The sequence below is a fragment of the Pseudomonas sp. NBRC 111140 genome (genome assembly GCF_001320885.1).
Lineage (GTDB): Bacteria > Pseudomonadota > Gammaproteobacteria > Pseudomonadales > Pseudomonadaceae > Aquipseudomonas > Aquipseudomonas putida_P.
In genome coordinates this window covers 1-26,339 of record NZ_BCBQ01000088.1, presented here as the reverse complement: position 1 = coordinate 26,339, position 26,339 = coordinate 1, and the positions used below count along the sequence as shown (strand labels likewise).

At 64.1% G+C, this 26,339-nt stretch carries 22 protein-coding genes; 10 read left to right on the top strand and 12 right to left on the bottom strand.

Annotated features, from left to right (window positions below; genetic code table 11):
* Positions 1-39 precede the first annotated feature (39 nt).
* From dsbG to dsbD, 3 genes are read right to left on the bottom strand one after another with little or no spacing between them, the layout of a single operon-like run.
* Entirely contained in the window at positions 40-798 is a 759-nt protein-coding gene (gene dsbG, locus APH42_RS23230) for a thiol:disulfide interchange protein DsbG (protein ID WP_012273392.1), read from the bottom strand.
* A gap of 1 nt (position 799) precedes the next feature.
* Positions 800-1,636: a TlpA disulfide reductase family protein gene (locus APH42_RS23225; RefSeq protein WP_012273391.1), complete on the bottom strand. Its 837-nt coding sequence runs from the start codon at positions 1,634-1,636 to the stop codon at positions 800-802.
* Positions 1,636-3,351 carry a protein-disulfide reductase DsbD gene (dsbD, locus tag APH42_RS23220; protein WP_060494307.1) on the bottom strand — a complete coding sequence of 572 codons (1,716 nt, stop codon included), beginning with the start codon at positions 3,349-3,351 and terminating at the stop codon, positions 1,636-1,638. The genes APH42_RS23225 and dsbD overlap by 1 nt, the downstream gene beginning before the upstream one ends.
* Positions 3,352-3,631: 280 nt before the next feature.
* Between dsbD and APH42_RS23215 the strand changes: the two genes are divergently transcribed.
* Genes APH42_RS23215 through APH42_RS23195 form a run of 5 tightly spaced genes read left to right on the top strand, consistent with a single transcriptional unit; the run spans position 3,632 to position 9,744 of the window.
* Positions 3,632-6,463 (top strand): xanthine dehydrogenase family protein molybdopterin-binding subunit, encoded by a 2,832-nt coding sequence (locus APH42_RS23215; RefSeq protein WP_060494306.1) that lies wholly within the window; start codon positions 3,632-3,634, stop codon positions 6,461-6,463.
* Positions 6,456-6,992, top strand: coding sequence for a (2Fe-2S)-binding protein (locus APH42_RS23210; RefSeq protein ID WP_012273388.1), 537 nt, complete (start codon positions 6,456-6,458; stop codon positions 6,990-6,992). The genes APH42_RS23215 and APH42_RS23210 overlap by 8 nt, the downstream gene beginning before the upstream one ends.
* 2 nt (positions 6,993-6,994) lie before the next feature.
* On the top strand, positions 6,995-8,206 hold the full coding sequence (locus APH42_RS23205) for a cytochrome c (protein WP_012273387.1): 1,212 nt from the start codon (positions 6,995-6,997) through the stop codon (positions 8,204-8,206).
* 3 nt (positions 8,207-8,209) lie between these two features.
* Entirely contained in the window at positions 8,210-9,181 is a 972-nt protein-coding gene (locus tag APH42_RS23200) for an XdhC family protein (RefSeq protein ID WP_012273386.1), read from the top strand.
* Positions 9,178-9,744: an NTP transferase domain-containing protein gene (locus tag APH42_RS23195; protein WP_041166551.1), complete on the top strand. Its 567-nt coding sequence runs from the start codon at positions 9,178-9,180 to the stop codon at positions 9,742-9,744. Before APH42_RS23200 ends, APH42_RS23195 begins: the two co-directional genes overlap by 4 nt.
* Before the next feature lie 15 nt (positions 9,745-9,759).
* On the opposite strand, the gene APH42_RS23190 is transcribed toward APH42_RS23195, so the two are convergent.
* From APH42_RS23190 to APH42_RS23180, 3 genes are read right to left on the bottom strand one after another with little or no spacing between them, the layout of a single operon-like run.
* Positions 9,760-10,383, bottom strand: a complete 624-nt coding sequence (locus APH42_RS23190) for a GAD-like domain-containing protein (protein ID WP_060494305.1) — start codon at positions 10,381-10,383, stop codon at positions 9,760-9,762.
* A 23-nt stretch (positions 10,384-10,406) separates the two neighbouring features.
* Complete coding sequence (locus APH42_RS23185; RefSeq protein WP_060494308.1) at positions 10,407-11,024, bottom strand: GAD-like domain-containing protein; 618 nt, start codon at positions 11,022-11,024, stop codon at positions 10,407-10,409.
* Between the two features lie 15 nt (positions 11,025-11,039).
* Entirely contained in the window at positions 11,040-12,386 is a 1,347-nt protein-coding gene (locus APH42_RS23180) for a DUF6861 domain-containing protein (RefSeq protein WP_060494304.1), read from the bottom strand.
* Between the two features lie 235 nt (positions 12,387-12,621).
* Here APH42_RS23180 and APH42_RS23175 point away from each other — a divergent pair, with 235 nt between their 5' ends.
* The 3 genes from APH42_RS23175 to APH42_RS23165 all read left to right on the top strand — a co-directional run bounded on the left by APH42_RS23175 (position 12,622) and on the right by APH42_RS23165 (position 16,230).
* Positions 12,622-13,305 carry a response regulator transcription factor gene (locus APH42_RS23175; RefSeq protein WP_060494303.1) on the top strand — a complete coding sequence of 228 codons (684 nt, stop codon included), beginning with the start codon at positions 12,622-12,624 and terminating at the stop codon, positions 13,303-13,305.
* Entirely contained in the window at positions 13,302-14,624 is a 1,323-nt protein-coding gene (locus APH42_RS23170; protein ID WP_012273380.1) for an ATP-binding protein, read from the top strand. Before APH42_RS23175 ends, APH42_RS23170 begins: the two co-directional genes overlap by 4 nt.
* A 214-nt stretch (positions 14,625-14,838) precedes the next feature.
* Complete coding sequence (locus APH42_RS23165; RefSeq protein WP_060494302.1) at positions 14,839-16,230, top strand: aspartate aminotransferase family protein; 1,392 nt, start codon at positions 14,839-14,841, stop codon at positions 16,228-16,230.
* Between the two features lie 40 nt (positions 16,231-16,270).
* Here APH42_RS23165 and APH42_RS23160 read toward each other — a convergent pair whose 3' ends face one another.
* Both APH42_RS23160 and APH42_RS23155 read right to left on the bottom strand, forming a co-directional pair.
* The gene (locus APH42_RS23160) at positions 16,271-17,239 is read right to left on the bottom strand and encodes a siderophore-interacting protein (RefSeq protein WP_060494301.1); all 969 of its coding nucleotides are present in this window, start codon (positions 17,237-17,239) and stop codon (positions 16,271-16,273) included.
* Between the two features lie 73 nt (positions 17,240-17,312).
* A complete protein-coding gene (locus APH42_RS23155; protein WP_060494300.1) occupies positions 17,313-18,434 on the bottom strand; it encodes a cupin-like domain-containing protein in 1,122 nt (373 codons plus the stop codon).
* A gap of 141 nt (positions 18,435-18,575) precedes the next feature.
* Here APH42_RS23155 and APH42_RS23150 point away from each other — a divergent pair, with 141 nt between their 5' ends.
* The gene (locus APH42_RS23150) at positions 18,576-19,544 is read left to right on the top strand and encodes an alpha/beta hydrolase (RefSeq protein WP_060494299.1); all 969 of its coding nucleotides are present in this window, start codon (positions 18,576-18,578) and stop codon (positions 19,542-19,544) included.
* Between the two features lie 39 nt (positions 19,545-19,583).
* Here the strand turns inward: APH42_RS23150 and APH42_RS23145 are convergent, their stop codons facing one another.
* Together APH42_RS23145 and pvdM are read right to left on the bottom strand one after the other, a co-directional pair.
* Positions 19,584-20,876 (bottom strand): aminotransferase class V-fold PLP-dependent enzyme, encoded by a 1,293-nt coding sequence (locus APH42_RS23145; protein WP_012273375.1) that lies wholly within the window; start codon positions 20,874-20,876, stop codon positions 19,584-19,586.
* Between the two features lie 17 nt (positions 20,877-20,893).
* Positions 20,894-22,240 carry a pyoverdine-tailoring dipeptidase-like protein PvdM gene (gene pvdM / locus APH42_RS23140; protein ID WP_060494298.1) on the bottom strand — a complete coding sequence of 449 codons (1,347 nt, stop codon included), beginning with the start codon at positions 22,238-22,240 and terminating at the stop codon, positions 20,894-20,896.
* 187 nt (positions 22,241-22,427) lie between these two features.
* On the opposite strand from pvdM, the gene APH42_RS23135 reads away from it, so the two are divergent.
* The gene (locus APH42_RS23135; RefSeq protein ID WP_060494297.1) at positions 22,428-24,050 is read left to right on the top strand and encodes a hypothetical protein; all 1,623 of its coding nucleotides are present in this window, start codon (positions 22,428-22,430) and stop codon (positions 24,048-24,050) included.
* 83 nt (positions 24,051-24,133) lie between these two features.
* Here the strand turns inward: APH42_RS23135 and APH42_RS23130 are convergent, their stop codons facing one another.
* Both APH42_RS23130 and APH42_RS23125 read right to left on the bottom strand, forming a co-directional pair.
* Complete coding sequence (locus APH42_RS23130) at positions 24,134-25,549, bottom strand: efflux transporter outer membrane subunit (RefSeq protein WP_060494296.1); 1,416 nt, start codon at positions 25,547-25,549, stop codon at positions 24,134-24,136.
* A 3-nt stretch (positions 25,550-25,552) separates the two neighbouring features.
* Positions 25,553-26,339, bottom strand: a 787-nt coding sequence (locus APH42_RS23125) for an ABC transporter permease (protein ID WP_156352864.1), incomplete at its 5' end; no start/stop codon positions are given.

Sequence of the window (26,339 nt, the reverse complement as noted above, 5' to 3'; positions counted from 1 at the left end):
CTCCTACAGGATCTGCGTTTGCCCTCAGGTCATGGGGGCTCAGCGTTTGCCGAGTATCTTCCCAAGCATCTCCGGCCGCGGTGCCCCTTGCTGACTCTGCAGGTTGCCTTGCTCGTCTTGATAGAAAATTGCCGGGGTCGCCTGCAACCCCATCTCTTCCATCAACGCCATGTTGGCCGCCAGCTTCTGCTGCACCGCCTCCGGCACTTTCTCCAGTGGTTTCAGGGTGCTGGCCTTGCCGGCCTTCTCGTGTTCCTGCAGGGCCTTGGCCGGGTCTTTCGCGGCCAGCAGCGCCGCCGACTTCCCTGGGCTGTCCTCGCGGATGATACCGACCATGATATGGCGCAACTGCACCTTGCCCGATTCCACCCACGGCCGTGCCTGCTCCCAGAACATGTTGCAGTACGGGCAGTTCGGGTCACTGAACAGATACACCTTGCGCGGCGCGTCGGCCTTGCCGTCGGCGATCCAGGCGGTCTTTTCCATCTTGGCCCAGATTGCCTTGCTCATCGGCGCATACACCAGCTTCTCCAGCGGCTCGGCGCTAAGGTCCTTACCCTGTTCGTCGAACAGGCTGCCAACCAGCACATGCTTGCCGTCGGGGGTGAGGTACAGGGCCAGGGCGTTGTTCTGGTATTCGGCGGCGTAGCCGCGCAGGCCGTTTGGCGCATCGAAGCTGCCTTTGATCACGGCACCCTTGGCTTGCAGTTGCTGAACCGCTTTGGGCAGTTCTTCGGCCTGCAGGGCAGGGGCGGCCAGCAGGGCCAGGGACAGGGGCAGCAGTGCAGTCAATCGCATGTCAGTTTCCTTGTGCGGCAGGGGCGGGCGCAATGGCCCGGTCGAAAGGTTCCAGGGCGTGGCGCAGGCTGGCCCGGGACAGCTCGCCCAGGTGGCTGCCGACCAGCCGCCCGTCGGCGTCGTAGAACAGTGTGGTGGGCAGGGCCATGGAGCCGACCCGCTGGGCCAGCAGGCCGGTGCCGTCGAACAGTACGTGGGTCAGGCTCAGGCCGGTGGTGGCGAGAAAGGTGCTGACGTTTTCCGGGGTTTCGCCCTGGTTGACGAACAGGAAGGTCACATGCGGGTAGTCGCTTTGCGCCTGTTGCAGCACCGGCATTTCGCGTCGGCAGGGCGGGCACCAGGTGGCCCAGATGTTGATCACCAGCGGTTTGCCACGGTAGCTATGCAACGCGACGGGTTGGCCGCCGGCGTTGCGCAGGCTCAGTTCGGGCAGCTCGGTGCCCTTGCTGTACAGGTGCCCGCCAAGGCTGGCCAGGGCCCAGAACAGCGCACCGCTGAACAGTGCCCAGCCCAGCGGGCGGCGCAGGCCAGGGTGTCGCCAGCCCTGCCACAGGGCGCCGAGGACGATGCCGGCCAGGCCCGACCAGAACAGGAAACCACCATCACGGATGTCGATGATTTGCAGCAGGTCGTCCTGGTACATCGGCCAGTAAGCCAGCACGAACCCGGCGCGGGCACACAGCAGGCCGATCAGGAACAGATTGAACAGTGCCGATTCCGGGCTCTCGCCGCCACGCCTGGCGACCCACCAGCCGACCACGCAGGCAATCCCCAGGGCGGTGAGCATCAGCAGGTGGTTGAGGGCCATGGTCAGTGGCCCAAGTGTTACGGTCAGCATCAGCCTTGGCTCCTGGTCTGGGTCCAGTGTTGCTGGAACGCGGCGGCGTCCACTTCACCGGTGATGCGCCGCGCACGGCGTTCTTCGCCTTCCGGGCCAATCCAGATGATGCTCGGCGGGCCGGGTACCTGGTAGCGCTGCAGCAGGGCTTTGCTGGCCGGCGTGTCGGCGGTCACGTCCAGGCGCAACAGGTGCACACCGGCCAGGCCGGCTTGCACGTCGCTGCGGGCGAACACCTGCTTTTCCATGACCTTGCACGACACGCACCAGTCGGCATAGTAGTCGAGCATCACCCACTGGCCACGGGCCTTGGCCGCATCCAGTTCACGTTGCAGGTCTTCGGGGCGGCTGACGGTGACGAAGCTGTCTTCGGCCTGTTGGATGGCGACCGGTGCAGCACCACCGCCAGCGAACGGGCGCAGCGGCTGCCAGAGGTCGTCGCCACCGGCTGCCGCGCCTACCAGCAACAGGCCGCCCCACAGGGCGCCCAGCACAGGTACCGCGCGCATCGCTGGCAGCCGCTGCAGGGCCGGCCAGGCGGCCCAGGCCAGGGCGATCAACCAGGCACCGCTCAATGCCAGCAACAGGGTGGCAGGCAGTAGACTGCGCATGGTGTACAGCGCCATGGCCAGGAACACGAAGCCAAATACGCCCTTGACCCGGTCCATCCAGGCCCCTGGGCGCGGCAGGTAACGGTTGCCCAAAGTGACCAGCAACAGCAGCGGCACGCCCATGCCCAGGCCGAGGCTGAACAACACCAGCGCCCCTTGCAGCACATCGCCACTCTGGGCGATGTACAGCAGCGCGCCGGCCAATGGCGCGGTCATGCATGGGCCAAGCAGCAGGCCGGAAAGCGCCCCGAGCAGCGCTGCGCCGTACAGGTTGCCGCCACGGGTACCTTGCCCGGCACGGTCAAGGCGGTCACGTAGGGCGGCGGGCAATTGCAATTCGAAGGCGCCGAACATCGGCAGCGCCAGCAGCACGAACAGACCAGCCAGGCTGCCCAGCAGCCAGGGTTGTTGCAGCCAAGCCTGCAGGCTGGCACCTAGCAGCGCGGCGACCACACCCAGTGCGGCGTATACCAGGGCCATGCTCAACACATAGACCCCGGCCAGCAGCCAGCCACGCCGGGCGCTGGCGCCATTGCCCAGCACCAGCCCGGCGAGGATCGGCAGCATCGGCAGCGAGCAGGGGGTAAAGGCCAGCAGCAGGCCAAGGCCGAAGAACGCCAGCAGGCTCCAGGCCAGGTGGCCTTGTTGCAGGCCGCTGGCCAAGGCTTGGTCGCTGGCTTGCTCGGCAGCGGGTGTCACACTGCCGCCCAGGTCGATCAGCGTGGTTTGCGGTGGGTAGCACAGGCCAGCGTCGGCGCAGCCTTGCCACCCTAGGCGCAATTGCCCCTGGGCATTGGCCGGCAGCAGCAGTTCGAGCTGGTCGCGGTACACCGCGCTGTCACCGAAAAACTCGTCATGGTGGTTGAGCGCCGGTGGCAGCGGCGGGTGCTGCTCGGCAGGCAGGCCGTCGAACTTCAGGCGCTTCTGGTACAGGTAGTAGCCCGGCTTGATCTGGAAGTACAGGCGCATCTGGCCGTCGGCCTGGCGGTCGTGGCTGAGCACGAAGGCCTGGTTGACCGGCAGGAAGTCTGGTTTTACCTCGAACGGGTTGGCCTGCAACGGGCCGGCCAGCAGTAGTGTCAGGAAGAGCAGGAGGACGCGCATGTCTTCGCCTTGGCAGATCTAGGAATGGGGCCATGCTGGCTGGGGTCGATTAACCCAAGGTTAACCCGGTCCTACAACGGCGGTCCTACAGATCCGTGCGTCAGTTTGGACACACCGCGACATATTGTCGGCTTGACTTTGCTTATGCCCATATTCTTGTTGTAAAGTTGACGCACAAGTCAGTTTTTTCTGACCCGCGTGACAAGGTTCTCACCCTTCCGAGTCCCCCGCACAAGAATCAAAAAGATGGGCAGACCCCCTGCTGCCCAGAGGATCAAGCATGTCCAACCGTGATATTTCCCGGCGCGCCTTTTTGCAAGGCGGCCTGATCGCTGGTGTCGGCGTGACCATGGCGCCACTTGGCAGCCAGGCATTCGCCGCACTGATGGAGGAACGCGTCACCACTTCGCCGCAGAAGTGGATGAACCATGACGGCAAGGCGCGTTTCCGTAACGATGCCTTGTCCAAGGTCTGTGGCGACAAAGTGTTCGCCCGTGACATCCGTGCCAAGGACATGCCCGGCTGGCCCGCCCAGCAGGGGCATGCGCTGTTGCTCAAGGCAACCAAGGCCGACCGTATCTATGCCGGCCATGATCTGAGCCTGCTCGGTGCCGAGTTGCAGCCGGACCGGGTTGTCACTGCCGCCGACCTGGAAAAGGATGGCATCGCCTGGCCTGAAGCCCATTCGCCCGACCCGTTGCTGCCGCCCGGCAAGGTGCCGATGTTCATCGGTCACCCGGTGGCGATCCTGATCTGGCACGACTTCGAGCGCTTCCGCCAGGCCAAGCGCAAGCTGCAGTTCAATGAGCAGGCGATACGTTACGGTGCCCAGGCACCGCTGTATCAGCGTGACCCTTACGGCAGCTTCCGCTTCGTGCGGGTGGGTGGCGCCACGCCGTTCGACGACGATGAATTCTCCAGCCTGAAGAATTCGATGTTGTTCCCCACCATCCTCAACCGCAAGCCGGTGTGGTCCAAAGAGCCCAACCAGCACGGCGACCTGACCGAGCAGGGGCTGTTCTACGCCAAGCGCATGGCCGAGCAACTGGACAACCCGCCCGAGGACTGGCTGGTGTTCGACGAGCGCTACAAGACGCCGTCCATCGAACCTGCCGCACTGGAACCGGACAACGGCAATGGCTGGTACGACCCGGCCACAGGCACGCTGCATTTCGTGGTTGCCACCCAGTGCCCGTTCGAAGTGGCGCAGGAATGCGTGCACATGATCAAGCCGTCGCGCTTCGCCCTCAACACGCTGAATATGCACCCCGGCTACACCGTGGGTTACGGCTCGAAAGACAACAACATCTTCGTCTTCTACGCCGCTGTGGCCGCGTTGTACGGCGCCGGCGTGCCGATCCGCCTGGCCAACGACCGTTATGAGCAGTTCCAGAGCGGCATCAAGCGCCATGCCTTCGATATCCGCTACCAGTTGGCCGTGGACAAGAAGGACAACAGCTTCAAGATCTTCCGCGCCGACATGAGCTGCGATGGCGGCGGGCGCATCAACTACAGCCCGTCGGTGGCGGCGGTGGGTGCCACTGCAGCGCAGTCGATCTATTACATGCCGCAGAACGATCTGTCGGTTACCGCCTACCATTCCCGTGGTGTCGAAGCTGGCTCCATGCGCGGCTACGGCACCCTGCAGAGCATGGCGGCGACTGAGATGATGGTCGACGAAATTGCCGGCCGCCTGGGCGTCGATGCCATTGACCTGCGCCGCGCCAACGCGCTGAAGTCGGGTATGAAGAACACCCAGGGCGCGGTCCCGGCGGGTGCATTGCGCCTGTACGAGATTCTCGATAAAGCCGCTGTGCATGAATGGTGGCGCAATCGCGACACGCGCAAGCAGCAGTTGGACGCGCAGGACCAGGACCACTGGTACGGCGTAGGCTTTGCGATCTGCCAGAAAGACTTCGGCACCGGCTCCGAAGCACCGATGGCCAGCATCGAATTCAGCCGCGACGGGCGCATCAGCCTGCGCCACATCGGCACCGAACTGGGCACCGGCATGTCCACCTCCCAGGCCCTGGTGGTCAGCGACTTCATGGGCCGCTCGGCGGACGAGGTCAGGACGGCGGTCACCGAATGGCCAGAGCTGCAACTGAGCACCAGCGGTAACCCGTACCTGATCAGCCAGGCCGAGCAGGATGCTGCGCTGCGCAACCCGCGCTGGGTCGGCAAGCTGGCGTCGCCTTCGTCGGCGACCAACTCGGCCTTCTACTTCAGCCATGCCACCCGCGAAGCGGCGCGCGTGCTGTTCAACCATGGCCTGTGGCCGGCGGCCATGGCCATCTGGAGCCAGGGCCCACATGGCGGCCAGGCCAACCCGCTGGTGGTGCGCCGCGAAAACGCGGTGTGGGTCAACGGTGAGCTGACCGGCAACGGCCTGGCGCCGATCCCATTCGCCCAGCTGGCGCAGAAGGCCCATGACATGGGCCTGGTCACAGGCGTGAGCGTGCACGGCTTCAACCGCTGGAGCTGGGCCGAGGCCGACTTCGTCATCGACGGCGTGCGCGAGCGCTTCCCGCTGGACGCGGTGGCGGTGAAATACGGTGACGGCGCGGTGAATGCCAAGAAGGCGCAGATGAGCAGCCACGGCTACCACCTGCTCGATCGGCAGAACGCCGCCTATCCCGACACCCAGCTGAACAACGCCATGGTCACCTACTACAGCCCGGTGGCGACCATCGTCGAGGTCAAGGTCAATAAGGGCACCCATGAAGTACAGGTGCTCAACCACCACAGCTGGATCGAGTGCGGCCGGGTGCTGGTGCCGGAGCTGGTCAAGGGCCAGCTCGAAGGCGGTATTGCCATGGGCATCGGCCACGCGCTGACTGAAGAAATGCCAATGTACGAAGGCGGGCCCGGGGAGGGCGACTGGAACTTCAACCGCTACCGCCTGCCGCATGCGCGCGACGTGGCGGTGTGGAAGCAGACCAGCGAAATCCTCCCGCCGCTGTCACCGACCGACCCGTCCAAGGGCATCGCCGAGGTGGTGATGATCCCGGTGGTCGGTGCCATCGGCAATGCCGTCGCGCATGCCATCGGCAAGCGCGTGCGCGATCTCCCCATTACCCCAGCCCGTATCAAGGAGGCCCTCAATGGCTAACCGTCCACTGCAACTGACCCTCAACGGTCAACCGGTCGGCCCGGTCGAGGTCCCCGCTGACCTGGCGATGATCGACTACCTGCACGAACACCAGAACCTCACCGGTTCGCGCCTGGGCTGTGGCCAGGGCATCTGCCACGCCTGCGTGGTGATCGTCGACAACCCCGACGGCACCAGCGAGGAAGTACGCACTTGCATCACCGGTGCCCATTATTTCGAGGGCAAGAAAGTGCGCACCATCGAAGGCCACGCCAAGCCGGACCAGAATGGCAACCTCACGCTGAACCCGATCCAGCAGAAGTTCGTCGACCTGTTCGCCTTCCAGTGCAGCTACTGCGCACCGGGCTTCGTCAATGCCGCCACTGTGCTGGTGGAAACCGCCCAGCGTCAGCCACTGAAGAAGAGCGAGGTGGAAGACCGCATCGAGGCCAGCCTCGGTCACCACATTTGCCGCTGCACCGGCTATGTGCGTTATTACGACGCCACCCGCAAGGTGCTCAATGACCTCGGCCTGGTCAAGGAGGGATGAGCATGGGCTTCGTACGTAGCGCATTGGCGCTGGGCTTGGCTCTGGCCGTCAGCTCGTTTGCCCTGGCCGCCGACGAGGCGCAGGTCAAACGCGGTGAATACCTGGCCCGCGCGGCCGACTGCATGGCTTGCCACACTGCCGAAGGCGGCGCACCGTTTGCCGGCGGCCTGCCGATTCATTCGCCGTTCGGCACCATTTATGGGAGCAACATCACCCCGGACAAACAGTACGGCATTGGCAGCTACAGCGCCGACGAGTTCTTCGCCGCAGTCACCGAGGGCAAGCGCAAGGACGGCGCCAACCTGTACCCGGCAATGCCGTACACCTCGTATCACCTGATCAAGCGTGAAGATTCGGACGCCATCCTCGCCTACCTGATGACCATCCCGCCGATCAACCGCCCGGCCCCGCAGACCGCGCTGCGCTTCCCGTTCAATGTGCGGATGGGGCTGAGCGGCTGGAACATGTTGTATGGCAAGAGTGTGCAGTTGCAGCCAACCGAGGGCAAAAGCCCGGCCTGGCAGCGTGGCCAGTACATGGTCGAGGTCATGGGCCATTGCGGCGAATGCCATACCCCGCGCAACCCCATCGGCGCGCTGCAGCAGGACCAGCGCCTGACCGGCGGCCTGCTGGGTGGCTACCTGGCTCCGAGCCTGCTGGCCCAGGACCTGGCCGAGCGCGGCTGGACCCAGCCGGACCTGACTACCTTCCTCAAGCACGGTATCAGTGCTCAAGGCAGCATGTTCAACGAAATGTTCCCGGTGGTGCACCACAGCACCCAGCACCTGGAAGACGCCGACCTGGCGGCCATGGCCACCTACCTGCTGGGCGACCAGCCACCGCCGGCCAAGGCCATCCAGGCCGTTGCCCTGGAGCAGATGAGCGACAGCGCCAAGCGCGGCCACCAGCAGTACCTCAACGTCTGCGCCGGCTGCCATGGGGTCGATGGTGAGGGCAAACCGCATATCGCCGTGGCCATGCGTGGTAATACCGTGCTGCGCCAGGGCGATTCGCGCAATCTGGTCAAAGTCATTCTCGAAGGTATTCGTGAACAGCAGTTCACCGGCTTCGAGCGCATGCAGCCGATGCCGGGCTTTGCCGGCAAGCTCGATGACCAACAGGTGACGGACATGGTCAACTACCTGCGCCAGGCCTGGGGTGGATTGCCCGGTGACCTGAACGTACAGCAGCTCGCCGAGCTGAAGGCGGAGTAACGCGTGCAGCATCTCGATCTTCAGGTGATCCGGCAGGCCTTGCAGTGGTCGTGCAACGGCCAGCGGGTGTGGTTATGCACGGTGCTCGCCACCTATGGTTCGGCGCCCCGCGCACCGGGCTCGCTGCTGGCGGTGAATGCCAGCGGCCAGTGGCTGGGGTCGTTGTCCGGTGGCTGCGTCGAAGACGACTTCCTGGAACGCGTAGCCCTGGGTGAATTCCCGGAGCCGGTGGCCATCGTGCGTTACGGCGACGGCAGCGACTCGCGTTCGAGCATTCGCTTGCCGTGTGGTGGCGTGCTTGAGGTTTTGGTGGAGAACCTGCCGGCCGAGTGCGAGGTGCAGGCGCACCTGCGTGAGCTGGAAAGCGCACTGCAGGGCCAGCGCCGGGTGCTGCGCGAAGTACGCCTGCCCGAGGGCTTGCGTCAGTTGGCCGACGACCACAGCCAGGGCCCGCGTGTCGAGCGTGAACGCGACCGCGTGCGCCTGCGCGTGGGGGCCGCCCAGCGCCTGCTGCTGGCCGGCTACTCCAGCGTCGCGCATTTTTGCGCCGAATTCGGTAAAGGGATGGGGTTTGAGGTCATCCTGTGCGACCCACGCGACGAAGTGCTCGACGGCGTGGTGCTGGACGGCATCGAGGTGCGCCGTGAACTGCCGTCGGAATTTATCGCCAACGGCGGTTGCCATGCCGACACGGCGGTGGTTGCATTGACCCATGATCCGAAAATCGATGACCTGGCCATGCTTGAAGCGGTGCGTACCGAAGCGTTCTACATCGGCGTGATGGGCTCCAAGGCCACCTCCGACAAGCGTCGTGAACGCTTGCAGCGCATTGGTGGCCTGTGCTCCGACGAGCTGGCGCGCATTCATGCGCCGATTGGCCTGAACCTGGGCAGCAAGACCCCGGCTGAAATCGCCCTGGCGGTACTGGCCGATATCCTGCGCCTGCGCAACGGCATCGGGCGGGCTGCGCTGTGAGCGTGGTGGCGTTGGTGCTGGCGGCAGGGCGCAGTGTGCGCTTCGGTGCTGACAAGCGCCGTACGCTGATGGCCGATGGTCGCAGTTTGCTGGTGCACAGCGTCGAGCGGGCCTGCGCGGTGTTCGATGATGTGCGGGTGGTGTTGCGGGAGGGTGAGCGGGGTGAGGATCTGGGCCTGCCGGCGAACTGTCGGGTCATTGCTAGCTCGGACTACACGCTGGGTATGGGCCATAGCCTGGCGGCCGGCGCCGCTTCGCTGGTCGACAGCCAGGCGCAGGCGGTGGCGATACTATTGGGGGACATGCCTTGGCTAGCCCCGCAGACCCTTGCCCGGCTCGCTGCTGCGGCCGAAGCCTCGAACATTGTACTGCCACTTCATGGTGGGCAACCGGGGCACCCGGTACTGTTTGGCCGCGATTTCTGGCCGGCGCTTTCAGGCCTGATGGGGGATGAGGGCGCGCGTTCGGTGGTGAAGGCGCACCTGGCGAGTTGCATTAGGGTTGAAGTGCAGGACGCCGGGATCTTGCAGGATGTGGATCAGCCTGAAGCGCTTCATCGCTGAGCGCGTGGGTTGTGTCTATTCATCTTCCTCTTCGTCGCGTTCATAGGGTTCGAGGTCGGCCATTTGCGAGAGCAGGATCAAATGCACTTCGCTGTCGAGCCGCTGCAGGCGGCTCAGTTTGGCAGGCCCCCCCAATACAAGGGCGGGGACGAAGGCGTACATCTCGTCAACCGTCAGTTCGCCGAGTGCTTCCCGGGCTTCGTCGAACAGGCCCAGGTCGATGTTTTCAGTCATGGCCCACACCAGGAGGCTTTGGATCTTACTGTCGCGTTCTTCGCTGCTTGAGCTGGGTGCGCTCAGGAAGAAGCGAGAATGATAGGCCGCAAGGGTCAGGATGGCGCCGGTTTTCTCACCCCACAGGTACAACTCCCCAAAGGCGCTGCGGGCGATGAGGTGGTAGGTGTCGTGGGCTTCGAAAGGGGTGCCGGCCAGCCAGGCATCCACCACCGCTTCGTACTTGTGCGGGTCGACCAGCCAGAAAAGACCACCCCCGTAGCCGCACCAGCCATGCGCCTTCCAATAGTCGAGGAGTTGGCCTGGGAGTTTGTCCTGGTAATGGTCGAAGACCGAGGACGGTACGGGTTGGTGGCCGATGGTTTCGCCGAAGGTTTCGAGGAAGAGGCGGTAAATGGCGTCCATTGTTTAAGTCCTTTTAGGTGGGGTTAGAAGTCGGAGAAGCTGTAGGGTTCGAGTGGGCAAATCTGAGAGAGCAATAGCAAGTGCTCGACAGCTTTGACTTTCTCAAGGTGATCAAGGTCGCAGGGGCCGCCGAATGCTAAAGCGGGGACGAAACCATACATTTCATCGCAGTCGAGGATGCCTAGTTTTTTCTTTGCTGCTGTAAATAAGCCATCAAGATCGTTGTAGGTTTTTTCAATTGAAAGGAAGAAGTTTTGGACCTCTTTGTCCATGTCGTTGAGGGCGGATGCATGGCTTGCGAAAGAGTATTTGGATACTGCGGCATCGATGGTTAGCGAGAATCCGGTCTTTTCACCGAATAAGTAAAGGTCACCGAAAGCGCTACGACCTATCAAGTGATAGGTATCCTGTTTTTCTAGGTCTGTGCCTTCTATCCATGAGGCAACTACCCCTTCGTACTCTTGAGGATTCACAAGCCAGAATAGACCGTTACCGCACGCGCACCAGCCGTGTTCTATCCAGTAATCAAGTAAACGCTCTGGTAGTTTTCCTGTAAAGCGTTGAATGCTTGATGGGGGGGACTCCTGGCGTTTGGTGATGGGGCCATTTTTCTCAAGGAATCTGGAAAATATTTCGTCCATGTTCATCTCGTTTAATTAGCATTTATGAAGCTTTACATTCATTTTGGTTGAATTTATTTCTGTGAGTGGAACTTGCTTTGCTGCGGATGTCAGTGCGGTAACCTTGCCTTTCCATTGAGGGCCAATGGTTGAGTTTACTTGCTTGTCTCCGAAGCCTGAAATGATGTCTTTTCCTCCGGCAACGAGGTCTGGATTATGTAGTGCAGCTATAGATGCCATCGTTTCTTTTGCTTGGTTGAAGGCAAGTTTTTCTGCTTCCAGTGGAGACATATGTTGAGATAGCTCTCGCTGTAATCGTTCTTGTAGCTCACGTTGAAGCTTGAGCCTAGCGACTTTAGCGACACGTGGGTCTCGTTTTACCGGATTGGCAACGTTCTCCAAAAACTCCTCGACCGTCAGCCGATTCAACCCATCCTGATGTCCCTTCAACTGCCGTTCAAACTCGGCATGCTTGGAGGCCGGCAATTTGTCTGCCTTGAAACATGCCACCGTATGCAGCGGCATGCTACCGGGCTTCCCCGTCGGGGGCTCTTTGTCTTTTCCCTCCGGCCGATTCGGCTGCATGGGTTGCGGCTCTTTCGCTGCTCCTTTGCGCCGCTCCGGCACTTGCAGGTCCGGCCGTTGCTTCAATGTCTCTTCATGCTTGAGCATCCATTGCCCGATCCGCGCGCCTTTCGGGCTGGCGGCCATTTGCTGGGCAAGCGTACCTGCGTCACCGCGTCCGCGGGTTAGATAGGAAACCATTGCCCCCAACAGCAGCATCACGATTTCCACATGGCCGATGGCTATGTAATGCGCCGCCTGGCTGATGGCAAATGGGCTGTCTTGACTGAAAGCATTCAAGCCTTCTTCGCCGCGCGTGCCATCCCAGGCGATGCCGATACCGCGCAGGTAGTAATCGCCGATGCGTGGCAGGCCTTCGACGAAGAACTCGGCGAGTGAGGCGATGCCCAGCGCGCCGAGGATCCAACCGCTTACCTTGAAGCCAATGGCAGTGCCGGCCACACCTCCGGGAATGGCTCCGGCTCCTCCGGCAAAGGCGCCGATACCGGCACCGAGCATGCCCCCGGTGACGGCGCTGCCGGCGACGATCATCGCCATTTGCGTGGCGATGCCGAGCAGGTCGGCGAGGATGTTTTTTACATCAAGGTCGGCGAAGCGCTGGTACAGCAAATTACCTGCCATCGTTTCGGCCTGGTAAAAGGCCCGCCGGACGCTGTCCACACGGCGCAGGTTGAGTGCTAGCGAGGGCACTTCCTGATTGAGGTAAGTACGAAAATGGGCGCCTCCCTGATAGCCCATTTGATGGGTGATGCGTGACTCGATCTCATGCCAGGAAGGCACGAGGTAATCCAGATACATGCGGTGTCTCCCTGACAGCGTGTGCAGGGGGAAATACCATCATGGATTCGCATCGGAGGTTTCTGTGTTGGCTGTAGGAAAATTCGACGCATATGCCTGCGTGTTAGGCGAAGTTCAGCGTTCAGTGAATATTCGCGAATCGGGTGCCCATCCCCATGCACTCCGCATCAGTCCATAATCCCCCCTTAATCGCCCTATAGTGCAATGCCAGCCACACCACTGCGGGAGCCCCACCATGCACGTTCTGCTCTGCGAGGACGACGACCTGATCGCCTCCGGTATCTGCGCCGGCCTTACCGCCCAGGGGCTGACCGTGGACCGGGTGGGCAATGCCGCCGATGCGCGCGCGATGCTGCAGGCCGCGCAGTTCGACGTGATGATCCTCGACCTTGGCCTGCCCGATGAAGACGGCCTGAAGCTGCTGCGCCGCCTACGCGAGAAGGGCGAAACGCTGCCAGTGCTGGTGCTCACCGCCCGCGATGCCGTCACCGACCGGGTAGACGGCCTGCAGGCCGGCGCCGACGACTACCTGCTCAAGCCGTTCGACCTGCGCGAGCTGGCTGCTCGCCTGCACACCCTGCTGCGGCGGGTGGCCGGACGGGCGGTGAACGTGATCGAACACGGCCCGCTGCGTTACGACCCCAGCAGCTGCGAGGCGACCCTGGCCGGGCAGCCGGTCGACCTGTCCCGCCGCGAGCAGGCGTTGCTCCAGGCACTGCTGCAGAACCCCGGGCGGGTGCTGTCCAGCGAGCAGCTCAAAGACTGCGTGTACGGGTTCAGCGACGAAGTCGAAAGCAATGCCCTGAACGTGCATATCCACCACCTGCGACGCAAGCTGGGTAACGGCATCGTCGAGACCGTGCGCGGCCTGGGCTACCGCCTGGGCCCGGCGCAGGCACCGCATGAGGCTGCATCATGAGCCTGCGGGTACGCCTGAGCCTGATCCTCGGCAGTGCCTTCGTGATCATCTGGGTGCTGGCCGCCGCGTGGATGCTGCGGGACTTGCGCCAGCAAATGATGTTTTCCCTCGACCAGCGCCTGGTGGCCTCGGCGCGCATGGTCGCCGGGCTGATCGACCAGCTGCCGCAGCCGCTGACCGCCAAGGGCGGGGAGGCGCACTTTTCCGCCGACCAGTTCAGCGTACCGGACGGCATGGCTTGCCAGGTCAGCTCGCTGCGCGGCGAGATCCTCGCCAGCAATCACAAGCACGATGGCGCCATGGACGACGAGCGCAGTGGTTTCCGTGACCAGACCATCGACGATGCGCTGTGGCGCACCTTCACCTACAACCATGGCGATGTGCGCATCACTACCGCCGACCGGCACATGGAGCGCGAAGCGCTGAACCAGTCGATTCTGCTGGCCGCTTCGGCGCCGGTGCTGATGGCCCTGCTCGGCAGCCTGGGGCTGCTGTGGATTGGCCTGGGCAAGGGCCTGGAGCCGCTCAACCGCATGCGTGATGCGTTGCGCCGAAGGCGCGCGGACAGTGTCGAGCCGCTGCAGGTGGCGGGCATGCCCAGCGAGTTGCAGCCATTGTTGGAAACCCAGAACCAGTTGTTCCTGCGTATTGCCCAGACCATCGAGCGCGAGCGGCGCCTGACCGACGATGCCGCGCATGAGCTGCGCAGCCCGCTGACCGCGATCAAGACCCATCTGCAGGTGGCCCGCATGACCGACGGTGCCGTACGCGAACAGGCGCTGGAGCATGCCGAGCAGGGCACCGACCGCATGCATCGCACGCTGGAGCAGTTGCTGATGCTGGCGCGCGTGGAAGGCAGCCTGTCGTTCGAGGATGGCGTGCAGTGCAGCGCCGAACAGGTGGCGCGGCAGGCGGTGCAGGATGCCGGTGGCGGCGACAACCGACGCATCGTGTTGCGCCTGCCGGAAGAGGCGACGCAAATCTACCTGGGCATGCCGGCACCGCTGGCCGTGGCAGCGCTGCGCAACCTGCTGGACAACGCCCTGCGCCATGGCGGCGAAGCGGCGGTGGAGCTGGACGTTCAGATGGCTGACGGCCAGGTGGGCTTCATGGTACGCGACCATGGGCCGGGGATTGCCGAGGCGGATCTGGAGCACCTGACCGAGCGCTTCTGGCGCAATGGGCAGAGTGGTGGCTGTGGGTTGGGGCTGGCGATCGTGCAGGCGATCGTGCAGCGTTGTGCCGGTAGCCTGCGGTTCGACAGCCGTAGCGATGGGTTGCGGGTACTGTTGCAAGTACCGGCGCGTTCGGTGCATTGATCTCCAGTGCCTGTACCGGCCCTTTCGCGGGGTAAACCCGCTCCCACAGGTGTTGCACAGGTTCAAGGGGAGTGGGATCCCTGTGGGAGCGGGTTTACCCGCGAAAGGGCCGGCACAGGCAGAGTAAAATTCAGTAACAACCGCTAAATCCTCCCAGCACTCAAGCGTTTCCCAAGCGATAACCGCTCATTCGCTTGCTTGCGAGGATTCACCTATGTCCACCGCTTCCAGCCTTGCCCAGGTTCCGCCGGCCAGCGTGCCGCAGTCCTTGTACGAATTCACCGATTCGCCCTTGCTGCAACGCCAGCAGCAACAGGAATCCAATGCCCGCAGCTATCCGCGGCGCATTCCGCTGGCGCTCAAGCGTGCCCGCGGTATTTATGTGGAAGATGTCGAAGGCCGCCAGTTCATCGACTGCCTGGCCGGCGCCGGCACGCTGGCGCTGGGCCATAACCACCCGGTGGTGGTCGAGGCGATCCAGCGGGTACTGGCCGATGAGCTACCCCTGCACACCCTGGACCTGACCACGCCGGTCAAGGACCGTTTTGTCCAGGACCTGTTCGCCATCCTGCCCGAGGCGCTGCGCCGAGAGGCCAAGGTGCAATTCTGCGGCCCGACCGGCACCGATGCGGTGGAGGCGGCGCTCAAGCTGGTGCGCACGGCCACTGGCCGCAGCACGGTGCTGGCGTTCCATGGCGCCTACCATGGCATGAGCCAAGGGGCGCTGGCGCTGATGGGCAGCCACGGGCCGAAACAGCCGCTGGGCGCCTTGCTCGGTAACGGCGTGCAGTTCATGCCTTACCCCTACGACTACCGCTGCCCGTTCGGCCTGGGAGGCGAAGCCGGGGTCAAGGCCAACCTGCATTACCTGGAAAACCTGCTGCTCGACCCGGAAAGCGGCGTGCCTCTGCCGGCGGCGGTGATCCTTGAGGTGGTACAGGGCGAGGGCGGGGTTATTCCAGCGGATATCGAGTGGCTAAAGGGGGTGCGCCGGATTACCGAGCAGGCCGGCGTAGCGCTGATCATTGATGAAATCCAGAGCGGCTTCGCCCGTACCGGGCGTATGTTCGCCTTCGAGCATGCCGGCATCGTGCCGGACGTGGTCACCTTGTCCAAGGCCATTGGCGGCAGCCTGCCGCTGGCGGTGGTGGTGTACCGCGACTGGCTGGACACCTGGAAGCCAGGTGCGCATGCCGGCACCTTCCGTGGCAACCAGATGGCCATGGCAGCGGGTTCTGCGGTGATCAACTACCTGGTCGAGCACCGCTTGGCCGAGCATGCCGAGGCCATGGGGCTGCGCTTGCGTCAGCACCTGTTGCAGCTACAGCGGGAGTATCCGCAGTTGGGTGATGTGCGCGGGCGCGGGTTGATGCTCGGGGTAGAGCTGGTGGACCCGCAGGGCAAGCTGGATGCCTTGGGTCACCCAGTGGCCAACCGCGAGCTGGCGGCGAAGGTACAGCGTGAATGCCTGAAGCGAGGGTTGATCCTGGAGCTGGGTGGGCGCCATGGCGCGGTGGTGCGCTTCCTGCCGCCGTTGATCATCAGCGACGAGCAGGTCGACGACGTGGCGCAGCGCTTTGCCCAGGCGCTGATCGCATCGGTGTGACCAGGCGCCGGGGCTGCGCAGCGGCCCCGGCATTTTCACTTCAATCGAAGGTCCGCCCGGCCCGCCAATACCCCATCAAGGTCAGGCACTCCCGCTGCAGCCCGCGCGTTTTGATCAGGTACCGGCGAATATCCATCACCGTCGCCGATTCACCCGCTACCCAGGCATGGAACACACTGCGGGTGCTGCTTGCCTGTTCCCACAGAATACGCGTATCGATATCCACTTCTTCCAGCTTCGCTCGCGGTGCAGCATGCCCCTGCGGCAGGCTGGCCAGCTCACGCACGGCATGCTGCATGGCCTGGCCGTGTTCGCACTGCAACACCTCACGCGGCAGCCAGTGCAGCTCGGTGGCGTTGCCATGGCGCAGGTCCAGGCAATCCGCCTCCAGCGGTACCTCGATGAACGCCTGCACCGCCAGGTCGGGCTGGTTGTCGGCCAACTGCTCAAGAATGCCGGCAATCGCTGGCAACGCCGTTTCATCACCGACTAGCAGCACATTGCGTACACCTTGCGGCGGTTTCCATTCGTAGCCACCGGGGTCGCCTGCGTAGGCCAGGTTGGGCGCCACCATCTGCAAGCCGTCACCCACTTGCGCGTGGGTGGCCCAGGCCGAGGCGGGGCCGTTGACGCCATGCAGAACGAAGTCGACATCCACCTCCAGTGCCTCGCAACGCAGGGCGCGGATGGTATAGGTGCGCATCGGTGGACGTTGGGCGGGTGGCAAGGCGCTGTGCGCGGCCTTCCAGTGCAGCTCGTTGCTCAGGTTGGGCAATGAGCCGTCGGGGGCGGGAAACAGCAGCTTTACGCGCTGGTCCGGCGCCAGGGTGAGCATCTGGGCGACATCCGGGCCGGTGAACACCAGGCGGGTCAGCGACGGGCTGAGGTGGATACGCCGGGCAAGCACCAGGTCGAAGATACGGTAGGCGCCGGTGGCCGGTGCGCGGCCTTTGATCAGGCGGCGCAGGCCTTGTTGCAGCGCTTGGGTGATGCTGGCGGAGCTGGACATGCGGGGGTCCTTTTGCAAGCGGTTTCCTCTAGGGACGAGCCGCTGGCGCCGCAAATTAACCCCGACGCTGCAGTTACCAGCCGCGCCCGGAGTTCACCCAGAAGTTCACCGACAGCGACGTGGACACCGACTCCACCTGGTGGAACCAGCCCTCGGGCAGGAACAGCAGGTCGCCAGCCTGCAGCACCACGCGTAGGAACGGCACGTCGCGCGCCGACGGGAAGCTCTGGTAATCCGGTGCATCGGGGTTGAAATCACAGCCATCGAGACCGCCCTTGGGGCTGGTTGACCAGGTGCCCAGGGCAGGGCGGTGATGCGGCGCGGCAAGGATGAACGACTTCTGCCCCCAGACCTGGGCGAACAGGTTGTCGGCATCGTCACGGTGCAGGGGCGTCAGGGTGCCCTTGGGGCCGATCCAGATGCGCGGTGCGATGAATTTGTCGCGGCTGAAGTACTGCGGGTGGCGGATCAGCGTCAGCAGCTTCTCCGGCACGATGTTGTTGCCCATGTAGGCTGGGGTTTCACCGGGTTTGGCCGGGTTGTCCAGCGAGGCGATGAATTCGGCCATGGACGTAGAGCGGAAGTCACGGTCGGTGGAGAAGGTTTTCTTCACGTAGTCACCGTGCCGGGTGATGCCCTGCAGTTCGGCGAAATGCTCCAGCGATGCCTGGCGGCCCATGGTGAACAGTGGCCAGTCCTGCAGGGCATCGCTGATGACCACCGGTGTGCCATGCACCAGGTACTCGCTCTGGAAACGTGACAGTGGCATGTCGTTGCGCGCAATGCGTGCCACCTCGCGCTGTACTGGCTGCGCGGCCGACACCCGCTCGCTGAGGCGGGCCGGGGTCGGGTAACGCTGGTTCATCGACACTTTGGCCGCTGTGGCGCCACGGCGGGCGTTACTGATGATCTGCGGCAGCAGGGTGGCCAGGCCCATGTTGCCGGTGATCTTCAGGCGTGCGCTGGCGAACAGTTCCTCGACGTTGGCGGTGCCGCCCATGATGCCCAGGAAGTCGCGCTCGGCCACCTCGATGGTGACATCCGGGGCGTTGTGCCGGCCGGCGCCTGTGCGGCTGCTGTCGCGCACCTCCGACCAGAAGGCCTGGTCCTGGCCAAAAACGAACTGGAATACGCCTTCTATGCCGACGGCATGGGCGTTGGCGAACAGTTTGCTGAGGATGCTCTGAAGGTCCACGGTGTGCCTCTGGCGGTCTTTCGTTGTGCAGGAGTAACGAGCGCCTGCGCCAACGATTTAGCCGTGTGGCGGGTAATTTTTCGGTGCGCTGCTACGTCCCGTAGGGATGTTCGAGTCACATTGTTCACCCAAGGAACCCTCATGGCACTGCACCCTGATCTGGCGGCATTTCTGGAATTGGTCGAGTTTGGCCGGCTGACGGGCAGGAGCCTGCCCATGCACGCGATGGACGTGGCCCAGGCCCGCGCCGAGTTCGCCGGCAGCTCGCAGGTGCTCGACCCGAGCCCGCCGGGCAATGTCACGGTCAGCGAACTGCAGGTTACCGCGCGCGATGGCGCCCGCCTGGGCGCGCGCTTGTATCGCCAAGGCGAGGCCAGCGCTGCCTTGCAGCCGGTGATTTTCTACCTGCACGGGGGCGGCTATGTGGTTGGCAGCCTCGACTCGCACGATTCGGTTTGCCGCCGCCTGGCGGCCTTGGGCGAATTTGCGGTGCTGGCGGCGGATTACCGGCTGGCACCGGAACAGCAGTTTCCGGTGGCCTTGCACGACGTGCTGGATGTCGCCAACTGGCTGGCCGAACAGGCAGCGACGCTGGGCCTGGATAACCGCCGGGTGGTGTTGGCGGGGGACAGCGTGGGCGCCAGCCTGGCGGCAGTGCTGGCCATCACGGCGGTCGAGCAACCCGAAGCACTGGCGTTCAAGCCGCTAGGGCAGCTGCTGTTCTACCCGGTGACCGATATTTCCTGCCAACGGGCTTCGCACCGCGAGCATGCCGAGGGCTATCTGCTGGAGACGCCCACGCTGGAGTGGTTCTACCAGCACTATGCGCCGCAGCCTGAGCAGCGGCTGGACTGGCGGGTATCGCCGTTGCTGTCGACGCTGCGTACACCGCTGGCACCGGCTTACCTGTTCGTGGCCGAGTACGACCCGTTGCATGATGAAGGCATCGCGTATCGTGACTGGTTGCTGGCAGGGGGCACGGCGGTGACCTTTGCGCGGGTTGAGGGGGTGACCCATGACTTTTTGCGCATGTCGGGGATTGTGGGGCAGGTGGATGGGATTTACCGGGATGTCGGCGAGTGGTTGCAGCAGGTTGGCGGCCAGTTCTGACTTGAGATTACCGGGGGCCGCAAAGCGGCCCCCAGGGCCTCACCCGCGAACGCGCTTCTTCAATGCCTCCACCAACCGTTCGATCTCGCCCTCGGTGTTCAGCAACCCAGGCGCCGTGCGCACCACTGGTCCCGCATCCCGCGATACCGCATCCACCACAATGCGCTGGCTGTTAAGGTGCTTGGCCACCTCGTCGGCATCCTGCCCCTTGACCCGGAAAAAGCTGAACCCCGCCGAGTAGAGGGCGCTGCGCGGTGTCACCAGCTCGATCCCCGGCAGTGCCTCCAGGCGCTGCTTGAGGAAATCATTGAGCCCATGGATACGCGCCTGCACAGCCGCCTTGCCCAGCTGCAGGTGCAGCTCGAACGCCTTGCCCAGTGCCCAGCGGTGCTCGAACGCGTGGTAGCCGCCTGGAGTCATTATCGTGGCGAAATCTTCATTTTCCGAGAAACTGGCGATGGTCGGCGTCAGCTGTTTCAGTTCGGTGGATGCCGCGCAGATAATCCCGGTCCCTCGCGGCCCGAACATCCATTTGTGAGTGCCGGCAATGAAGTAGTCGCAGTTGAAGTCGGCAAAGCGCACGTCTTCGACACCAAAACCGTGCACGCCATCGATCACATAAATAATCTGGTCGTTCTCGTCGCGCTGGCGATTGACCTCGCGCACCAGCTTGCCGATCTCGCCCACAGGCAGCTTCACGCCGCTGCCCGAATGCACCCAGGTCATGCCCAATACCCGGGTTTTCGGCCCGATCGCGGCTGAGATCGTGGTCAGTACCTGGTCGGTACTGACCTTGGCGGGGTCTTCGAACAGGCGCAGGCGTCGCACTGGGGTGCCGTCGCGCGTGGTGCGAAAACCCATGGTATGGCGCGCCGCCGAATGCTCGTGCACGGTGGTGAGAATTTCCTGCCCTGGCGCAATCTTCAGCCCGCCATAGATCAGCCCCAGGCCCTCGGTGGTGCTGCCGGTCAGGGCGATTTGCCTTGGGGTGACTTCAAGATAGCGCGCTGCCCATTCACGCACGGCGGCTTCGTGCTTCCATTCCGACTGACTGTCCCAGTCCACCATGCGTGCCGGCTGGCGGTCGAACTGGGCGCGCAGGGCCTCGATCGCTTCGCGCACGGGCCTTGGGTGCGAGGTGATCAGGAAGTTGGCGAAGTGGGCGTAGGCCGGGTCCAGCTCGAAAAGCCCGCGAAACGCGGACCAGTCATCGGTCGAAACGGGTTTGGCAGGTGTCGCGTGGGCGGCGGGCAGCAACGGGCCGGGGCCGGTCAGTGGCAGTGCGGCTGCCAGCAGGCCAGCCTGCTTGAGGAAGGTTCGACGGTCGTTCATCACGGTGCTCGAAAATGTCAGGGAGACGAAGTGGCAACAGGCTGCGCGGCGCGCTGTACCTGCTCCCACACGCGCAGGAAGTTGCCGCCCCAGAGCTTGGCAATATCGGCTTCGGAGTAGCCGCGGCTGATCAGCTCGGCGGTGACGTTGCGTGCTTCACTCGCGTTCTGCCAGCCATCGATGCCGCCACCTTCGTTGAAGTCCGAACTGAGGCCGACATGGTCGATGCCAACCTTGCGCACGGTGTAGTCGATGGCATCGCCATAGTCCTTGAGCGTTGCGGGTGGTTCTTCGTCGAGAATGCCGTACAGTTCGTTGGCGTACTGCCCGACTTTCTGCTCGGGCCAACCGGCGATCACCGGGTCACCGGGCATCAACGCGTAGTTGAGGTTGGCCAGCGGCGGAAGGTCGTAGCGGGCGCGCAGGGCGTTGAGTTTGTCCTGGGTCTTGCTGCTCAGCGGCTTGAGGTAGGTGGAGAAGGCCACCAACTGGATCACCCCGCCGCTGTCCTTGATCAACTGCAGCTCTTTGTCGGAGAGGTTGCGGTTAATGTCGACCATGGCCCGTGGCGCCGAGTGCGAGGCTACCAGCGGCGCGCGGCTGAGGGCGGCCACCTGGGCCAGCGCCTTGCTCGACATCTGTGACACGTCGATGATCACGCCCAGGTCATTCAGCCGTTGCACGGCGCGCTTGCCGGTCTGTGACAAGCCTTCCAGCGCATCGACGGTGTCATTGAAGAACGGCAGCGGGCGCGAAGAGTCGGCCCAGCTGTTGTTGCCCACGTAGCTGAAGCCGAACATGCGCACGCCGCGCGCGGCCCAGCGGTCGAGCTGGTCGATGTCGTCACCCAGTGCATAGGCGTTGAGCATGCTGAGAAACACCGCAAACTTGCCTTCGCCGTGCAGGCGCCGCATGTCTTGCGAGGTATAGGCAATACCGACCTGCTGCGGAAAGTCGCGGACCATCGCGGCGATGGCGTTGTAGCGCACTTCCTGGGTGTGCCGGGCGGCCTCGACGAAGCCTGGAGTAGGGCGGTGCGGGCCATCATTGCCGGTCCAGGATTCAGGCCAGGCAAAGATGGTCAGGGCAGCGCCAGACAAGCGCCCGCGTGCGGCCTTGGTCAGGTCGAAGCGGCCATCGCCATCCTGGTCGGCCTCGCTGCCTTCGGTGCCGAAGGTCAGCGGCAGGGTGATATGGCTGTCGAACGAGAGGATGCGTTCCTGCAGGTCGTTGGCCTGGCGGGTCACCTCGCGAGAATAGCCGGCTGGGGTGGCGAAATAGTGCCAGGCGGCAAGCCCGGCGCCGGCGGCAACCGCCGCGGCCAGGCTGATAAACAGGGCTTTCTTCCAGCGTGGAGTCGTCATCTTGGTCTCAGTTGGTTCACCGTCGAGGGATGGGCACAGAGGCCGCCGCTACCTGCAGTGAACGAGCTCGCCAGGCAAAAATTTAGCCAGTGCCAGCAGCCGCGCGCCGCTAAATTTCGCCGACCGTGCAACGTTCTAGCCTTGGACGGGCCGTGCTCCATGGCCGCAATGAATGCACAGGTATGCAATGACGATTTCCCGACGCGGTTTCATCGCCGGCGTGGCATTGACGGGTGTGGTGGTGCCGGGTGCGCTGGGGGCACTGTATGTGCAGCGCCAGCGGGAGGAAGCCGAGGCGTTCCCGGAAACCCCTGGCGAGGCCGTGGTCGAGCTGGCCGATACCCCTTTGCAGCAGTTGGGCGACAGCTTGCGCGGTATCTGGCGCTGGACCCTGCAGGGCAAGGATGCGGGGCTGGATGGCCTTCCGGCAGGCGAACTGGAGTTGTTTCTGGATGTAGCCGCTAGTGGTCGTGCGCTGCGCGGTTACCTGGACACCCCCGAACGCCTGCGCGGGGCCGAGGAGCCGCGCTACCGGGTGGTCGGCGACCTGCTGGCGGACAAACCGGGCACCTTGCGCTGGCGGCTGTTTTCAAACCAGGCGCACTATGAGTGCGATATCGTGCTCGATGAAGTCTGGGGCCGCTTCGGCAATGCCGGGCCGGCCACCCTCAATGGGCGCATCGCGCGCATGGACCGTGCGCTGACCTTGCCGGTTGAGGACAACCACTTCCTGGCCCTGAAGCGCACCTTCCCCGAAGCGCGCGAACGTACCCCGCTGAACCCGCAACTGCTGGCTTGGCTGATCGCCCCGGAGCATCGCCTGTTCCATCAGTTGTGGCACTCCTCGCGGGACAAATGGCACAAGCTGGACAAGAGCAAGCAAGGTGCCTTGCGTGGCCTGGGCTGGCAGCCGGGGCCGCGTGACCGCGAGCGTGATGCACGCGGCCGGCACAAGGACCGCAACGGCTCGGGCGAGGACTTCTTCTTCATGCACCGGCACATGCTTGGCAGCGCCCGTGCCCTGCAAGACCTGCCTTCCTGGCCGCGCTTCCCATTGCCGCAACCGGAGCTGGAGCGTGACCGCGCAGGGTTTGCCCGCTACTTCGACAACCACGACGGCAACGCCCTGCCACCCACCTGGCTGGCCAGTGGCGACGAGGAGTACACCCAGTGGGTGCGCGACATCAAGACCCCGGACACCTTTCACGGTAACTTCCAGGTCTGGGAATCGCGCTACACCGACCCCCAGTACCTGAGCACCCTGACCTTGGGCCAGTTCGGCTCGGAGGTTGAGCTGGGCCTGCACGACTGGTTGCACATGCGCTGGGCGTCGGTGCCGCGCGACCCTTCCAACGGCATGCCGGTGCCGACGGCGCGCACGCCGGACGATTTTGCCGAACGCTGGTTCACGGCGGACAACGACTTCCTCGGGGACCCGTTTTCTTCCCATGTGAATCCGGTGTTCTGGCATTTTCACGGCTGGATCGATGACCGCATCGAGGACTGGTTCCGTGCCCATGAGCGGTTGCACCCGGGTGAGGTGCGGCGCCTTGAAGTCAACGGCGTGCCGTGGTTTGCGCCGGGGCGCTGGGTCGAGGTGGCGGACCCTTGGCTGGGGCCGGACACCCATGGCTGCTCGACGGTGCCGGGGCTGCGGCCTGGGCGTAGCGTGGAGATGGACCCGGAGACCATGAAGCTGGCGCTGCGCATCATCTACAGCGATGAAGACCTGTTCGACAAGCTGCGGCCCAAGGTGCCGCAGCGGCCGTGGTATGCGCGTAACCTCAAGGTGGCAAAGCGTTCGGGCTGACTGGGGGCGCGTTGCGCCCCAATCGCGACGCAAGGCCGCTCCCACAGATTGGACTGCGCAGCAGCCCCAGAAGGCGACCCGGCCTAACGTTCGAGTTGCCAGCCTCCCCCTAACGCTTTGTACAACGCCACACTGCCCTGCAGCCGGGCCAAACGCAGTCGCGCCTGCTGGTCCTGGGCCACATACAACGTGCGTTGGGTCTCCAGTACGCTCAACAAGGTTTCGGCACCCGCGCCATAGCGCTGCTGTGCCAGGTCGAACGCCAACCGCGCCTGCTGCACTTCCTCGTCCTGCCATTGTCGCTGACGGTCCACGCCCTGGATTGCATTGAGCGCTTTTTCGACATCGGCAAAACCCGCCAGGATGCTGCTGCGATAGGTCTCCAGCAACTCAGCCTGTTCAGCCTCGGCCAGTTCACGCGCTGCGCGTAGCCGGCCGTTGTTGAAGATTGGCGCGACCAGGCCACTGGTGAGGGTGTAGTAGGAGCTGTCCAACAAGTGGGCAAAGGTATTGGAGCCAGCACCCAGGTTGGCCCCCAAGGTCAGCTTGGGCAGCATGGCGGCGCGGGCGACCTGCACATTGGCACTGGCGGCCGCCAACCGCGCTTCTGCGGCGGCAATGTCTGGGCGTCGGGTGAGCAGTTCGCTGGGTACACCACTACCAATGGCTGGCCATTGCAGGGCATCGATCGCTTCCTGGCTGTTGGGCAGTGACTGCACCGGGTCGCCAAGCAGGGTTGCCAGGGTGACGCGGCTGTCTTGCCACTGCTGTTCCAGCAACGGCAGCTGGCGTTGCTGGGTGGCCACCAGGCTGCGCTGCTGGGCCAGTTCCAGGCGCGTGGCGGAGCCGCTGCGCTGGCGTGCCTCGACCAGGCCCAGCACGTCCTGGGCGTTGCGCAGGTTGAGGCGGGCGATACGCAACTGCTCCTGCAGGGCCAGGCCCTGCAGGTAGCTGTCGGCGACCGCGCTGACCAGCGTCAGCTCCACGGTCTGGCGGTCGAAGCGGCTGGCGTCGAGGCTACGCAGGGCATTGTCGCGGGTTGCGCGTAGGCCGCCCCAGAAGTCGATTTCGTAGCTGGCGCTGAGCTGGGCGTCGAACGAAGTGCTGGTGCGCTCGCTGCGGCTGACATCAAGCTGGTCATTGCCGTCGCCATGCAACAGGCGCTGGCGGCTGCCGTTCAGGCCCAACTGCACTTCTGGCAGCAAGGGGGCGCCGGCCATGACCGCGCGGGCCTGGGCCTGGCGCACCCGTGCGGTGGCGCCGGCCAGGTCGTGGGCGTTGTCCAGGGCATGCTGTACCAGGCGGTCCAGTTCACGGCTGGCAAAGGCGTGCCACCACTGTACCGTCGGTAGATGTGCCGACGGCGCTGGGGCGTCACCTTGCCAGGCGAGTGGTGCGACGATGCCGCTGGAGGGGGTGGGTGGCGTGCTGCAGGCGGCGAGGGTTGCACACAAGGGCAGGCACAACGTCAACAGGCTGATGCGGCTAGGCAATGTCATGGGTTATTCGCTGGTAAGGGCTTTGACCGGGTCGAGGCGGGCGGCCTTGCGTGCTGGCATGAAGCCGAACACGATGCCGGTGACAACGGCGCAGGCGAACGCGCCAAGCATGGCGGGCAGGGCAAAGGCGATTGCTACGTCGGCCAGCATCAGGCCTCCGCCGATGGCCAGGGCCAGAACGATGCCGGCCAGGCCGCCGACCATCGACAGCATCACCGCCTCGCTGAGGAACTGGCGCAGGATGTCGCGCTGGCGCGCGCCGGTGGCCATGCGGATGCCGATTTCGCGTGTACGCTCGCGTACGGTCATCAGCATGATGTTCATCACACCGATGCCGCCTACCAGCAGCGAGATGGCGGCGATCGCGCCCAGCATCAGCGACAGGCTGTTCTGCGTGCGCGCTTCGGCCTGGATCAATGCGGCGTCGTTGGTCAGCTCGAAGTCCTGGCGGCCGTTGTGGCGTTGGCGCAGCAGTTGGTCGATGGCGGCTTCGGCCTGGTTGACCCGGGTGGAGTCGAGGGCGGCGACGGCGATGTAGTCCGGGTCGCGCTGGCCGAACAGGCGGATCGCGGCCGCCGAGTAGGGCACGGCGATGCGCCCGTCGCTGTCCTGGTCGCCGGAGCTTGCGCCTTTGCCTGCGAGGATACCGATCACCTGGAACGGCACATTGCCGATCAGAATGTACTGCCCCAGCGGATCGCGGCCAGGGTCGAGCATTTTCTCTCGGACTTTTTGGCCGATCACCGCCACGGCAGCCGCATTGGCCTCGTCGGCTTCGCTGTAGAAGCTG

Excerpts from the sequence above, each read along its gene's own strand:
- APH42_RS23180 (WP_060494304.1), bottom strand. The coding sequence starts at position 12,386 with ATGTATCTGGATTACCTCGTGCCTTCCTGGCATGAGATCGAGTCACGC.
- APH42_RS23190 (WP_060494305.1), bottom strand. The coding sequence starts at position 10,383 with ATGGACGCCATTTACCGCCTCTTCCTCGAAACCTTCGGCGAAACCATC.
- APH42_RS23150 (WP_060494299.1), top strand. The coding sequence starts at position 18,576 with ATGGCACTGCACCCTGATCTGGCGGCATTTCTGGAATTGGTCGAGTTT.
- dsbG (WP_012273392.1), bottom strand. The coding sequence starts at position 798 with ATGCGATTGACTGCACTGCTGCCCCTGTCCCTGGCCCTGCTGGCCGCC.
- APH42_RS23165 (WP_060494302.1), top strand. The coding sequence starts at position 14,839 with ATGTCCACCGCTTCCAGCCTTGCCCAGGTTCCGCCGGCCAGCGTGCCG.
- APH42_RS23135 (WP_060494297.1), top strand. The coding sequence starts at position 22,428 with ATGACGATTTCCCGACGCGGTTTCATCGCCGGCGTGGCATTGACGGGT.
- APH42_RS23210 (WP_012273388.1), top strand. The coding sequence starts at position 6,456 with ATGGCTAACCGTCCACTGCAACTGACCCTCAACGGTCAACCGGTCGGC.
- APH42_RS23205 (WP_012273387.1), top strand. The coding sequence starts at position 6,995 with ATGGGCTTCGTACGTAGCGCATTGGCGCTGGGCTTGGCTCTGGCCGTC.
- APH42_RS23175 (WP_060494303.1), top strand. The coding sequence starts at position 12,622 with ATGCACGTTCTGCTCTGCGAGGACGACGACCTGATCGCCTCCGGTATC.
- APH42_RS23170 (WP_012273380.1), top strand. The coding sequence starts at position 13,302 with ATGAGCCTGCGGGTACGCCTGAGCCTGATCCTCGGCAGTGCCTTCGTG.
- APH42_RS23185 (WP_060494308.1), bottom strand. The coding sequence starts at position 11,024 with ATGGACGAAATATTTTCCAGATTCCTTGAGAAAAATGGCCCCATCACC.
- APH42_RS23225 (WP_012273391.1), bottom strand. The coding sequence starts at position 1,636 with ATGCTGACCGTAACACTTGGGCCACTGACCATGGCCCTCAACCACCTG.
- dsbD (WP_060494307.1), bottom strand. The coding sequence starts at position 3,351 with ATGCGCGTCCTCCTGCTCTTCCTGACACTACTGCTGGCCGGCCCGTTG.
- APH42_RS23145 (WP_012273375.1), bottom strand. The coding sequence starts at position 20,876 with ATGAACGACCGTCGAACCTTCCTCAAGCAGGCTGGCCTGCTGGCAGCC.
- APH42_RS23215 (WP_060494306.1), top strand. The coding sequence starts at position 3,632 with ATGTCCAACCGTGATATTTCCCGGCGCGCCTTTTTGCAAGGCGGCCTG.
- pvdM (WP_060494298.1), bottom strand. The coding sequence starts at position 22,240 with ATGACGACTCCACGCTGGAAGAAAGCCCTGTTTATCAGCCTGGCCGCG.
- APH42_RS23160 (WP_060494301.1), bottom strand. The coding sequence starts at position 17,239 with ATGTCCAGCTCCGCCAGCATCACCCAAGCGCTGCAACAAGGCCTGCGC.
- APH42_RS23130 (WP_060494296.1), bottom strand. The coding sequence starts at position 25,549 with ATGACATTGCCTAGCCGCATCAGCCTGTTGACGTTGTGCCTGCCCTTG.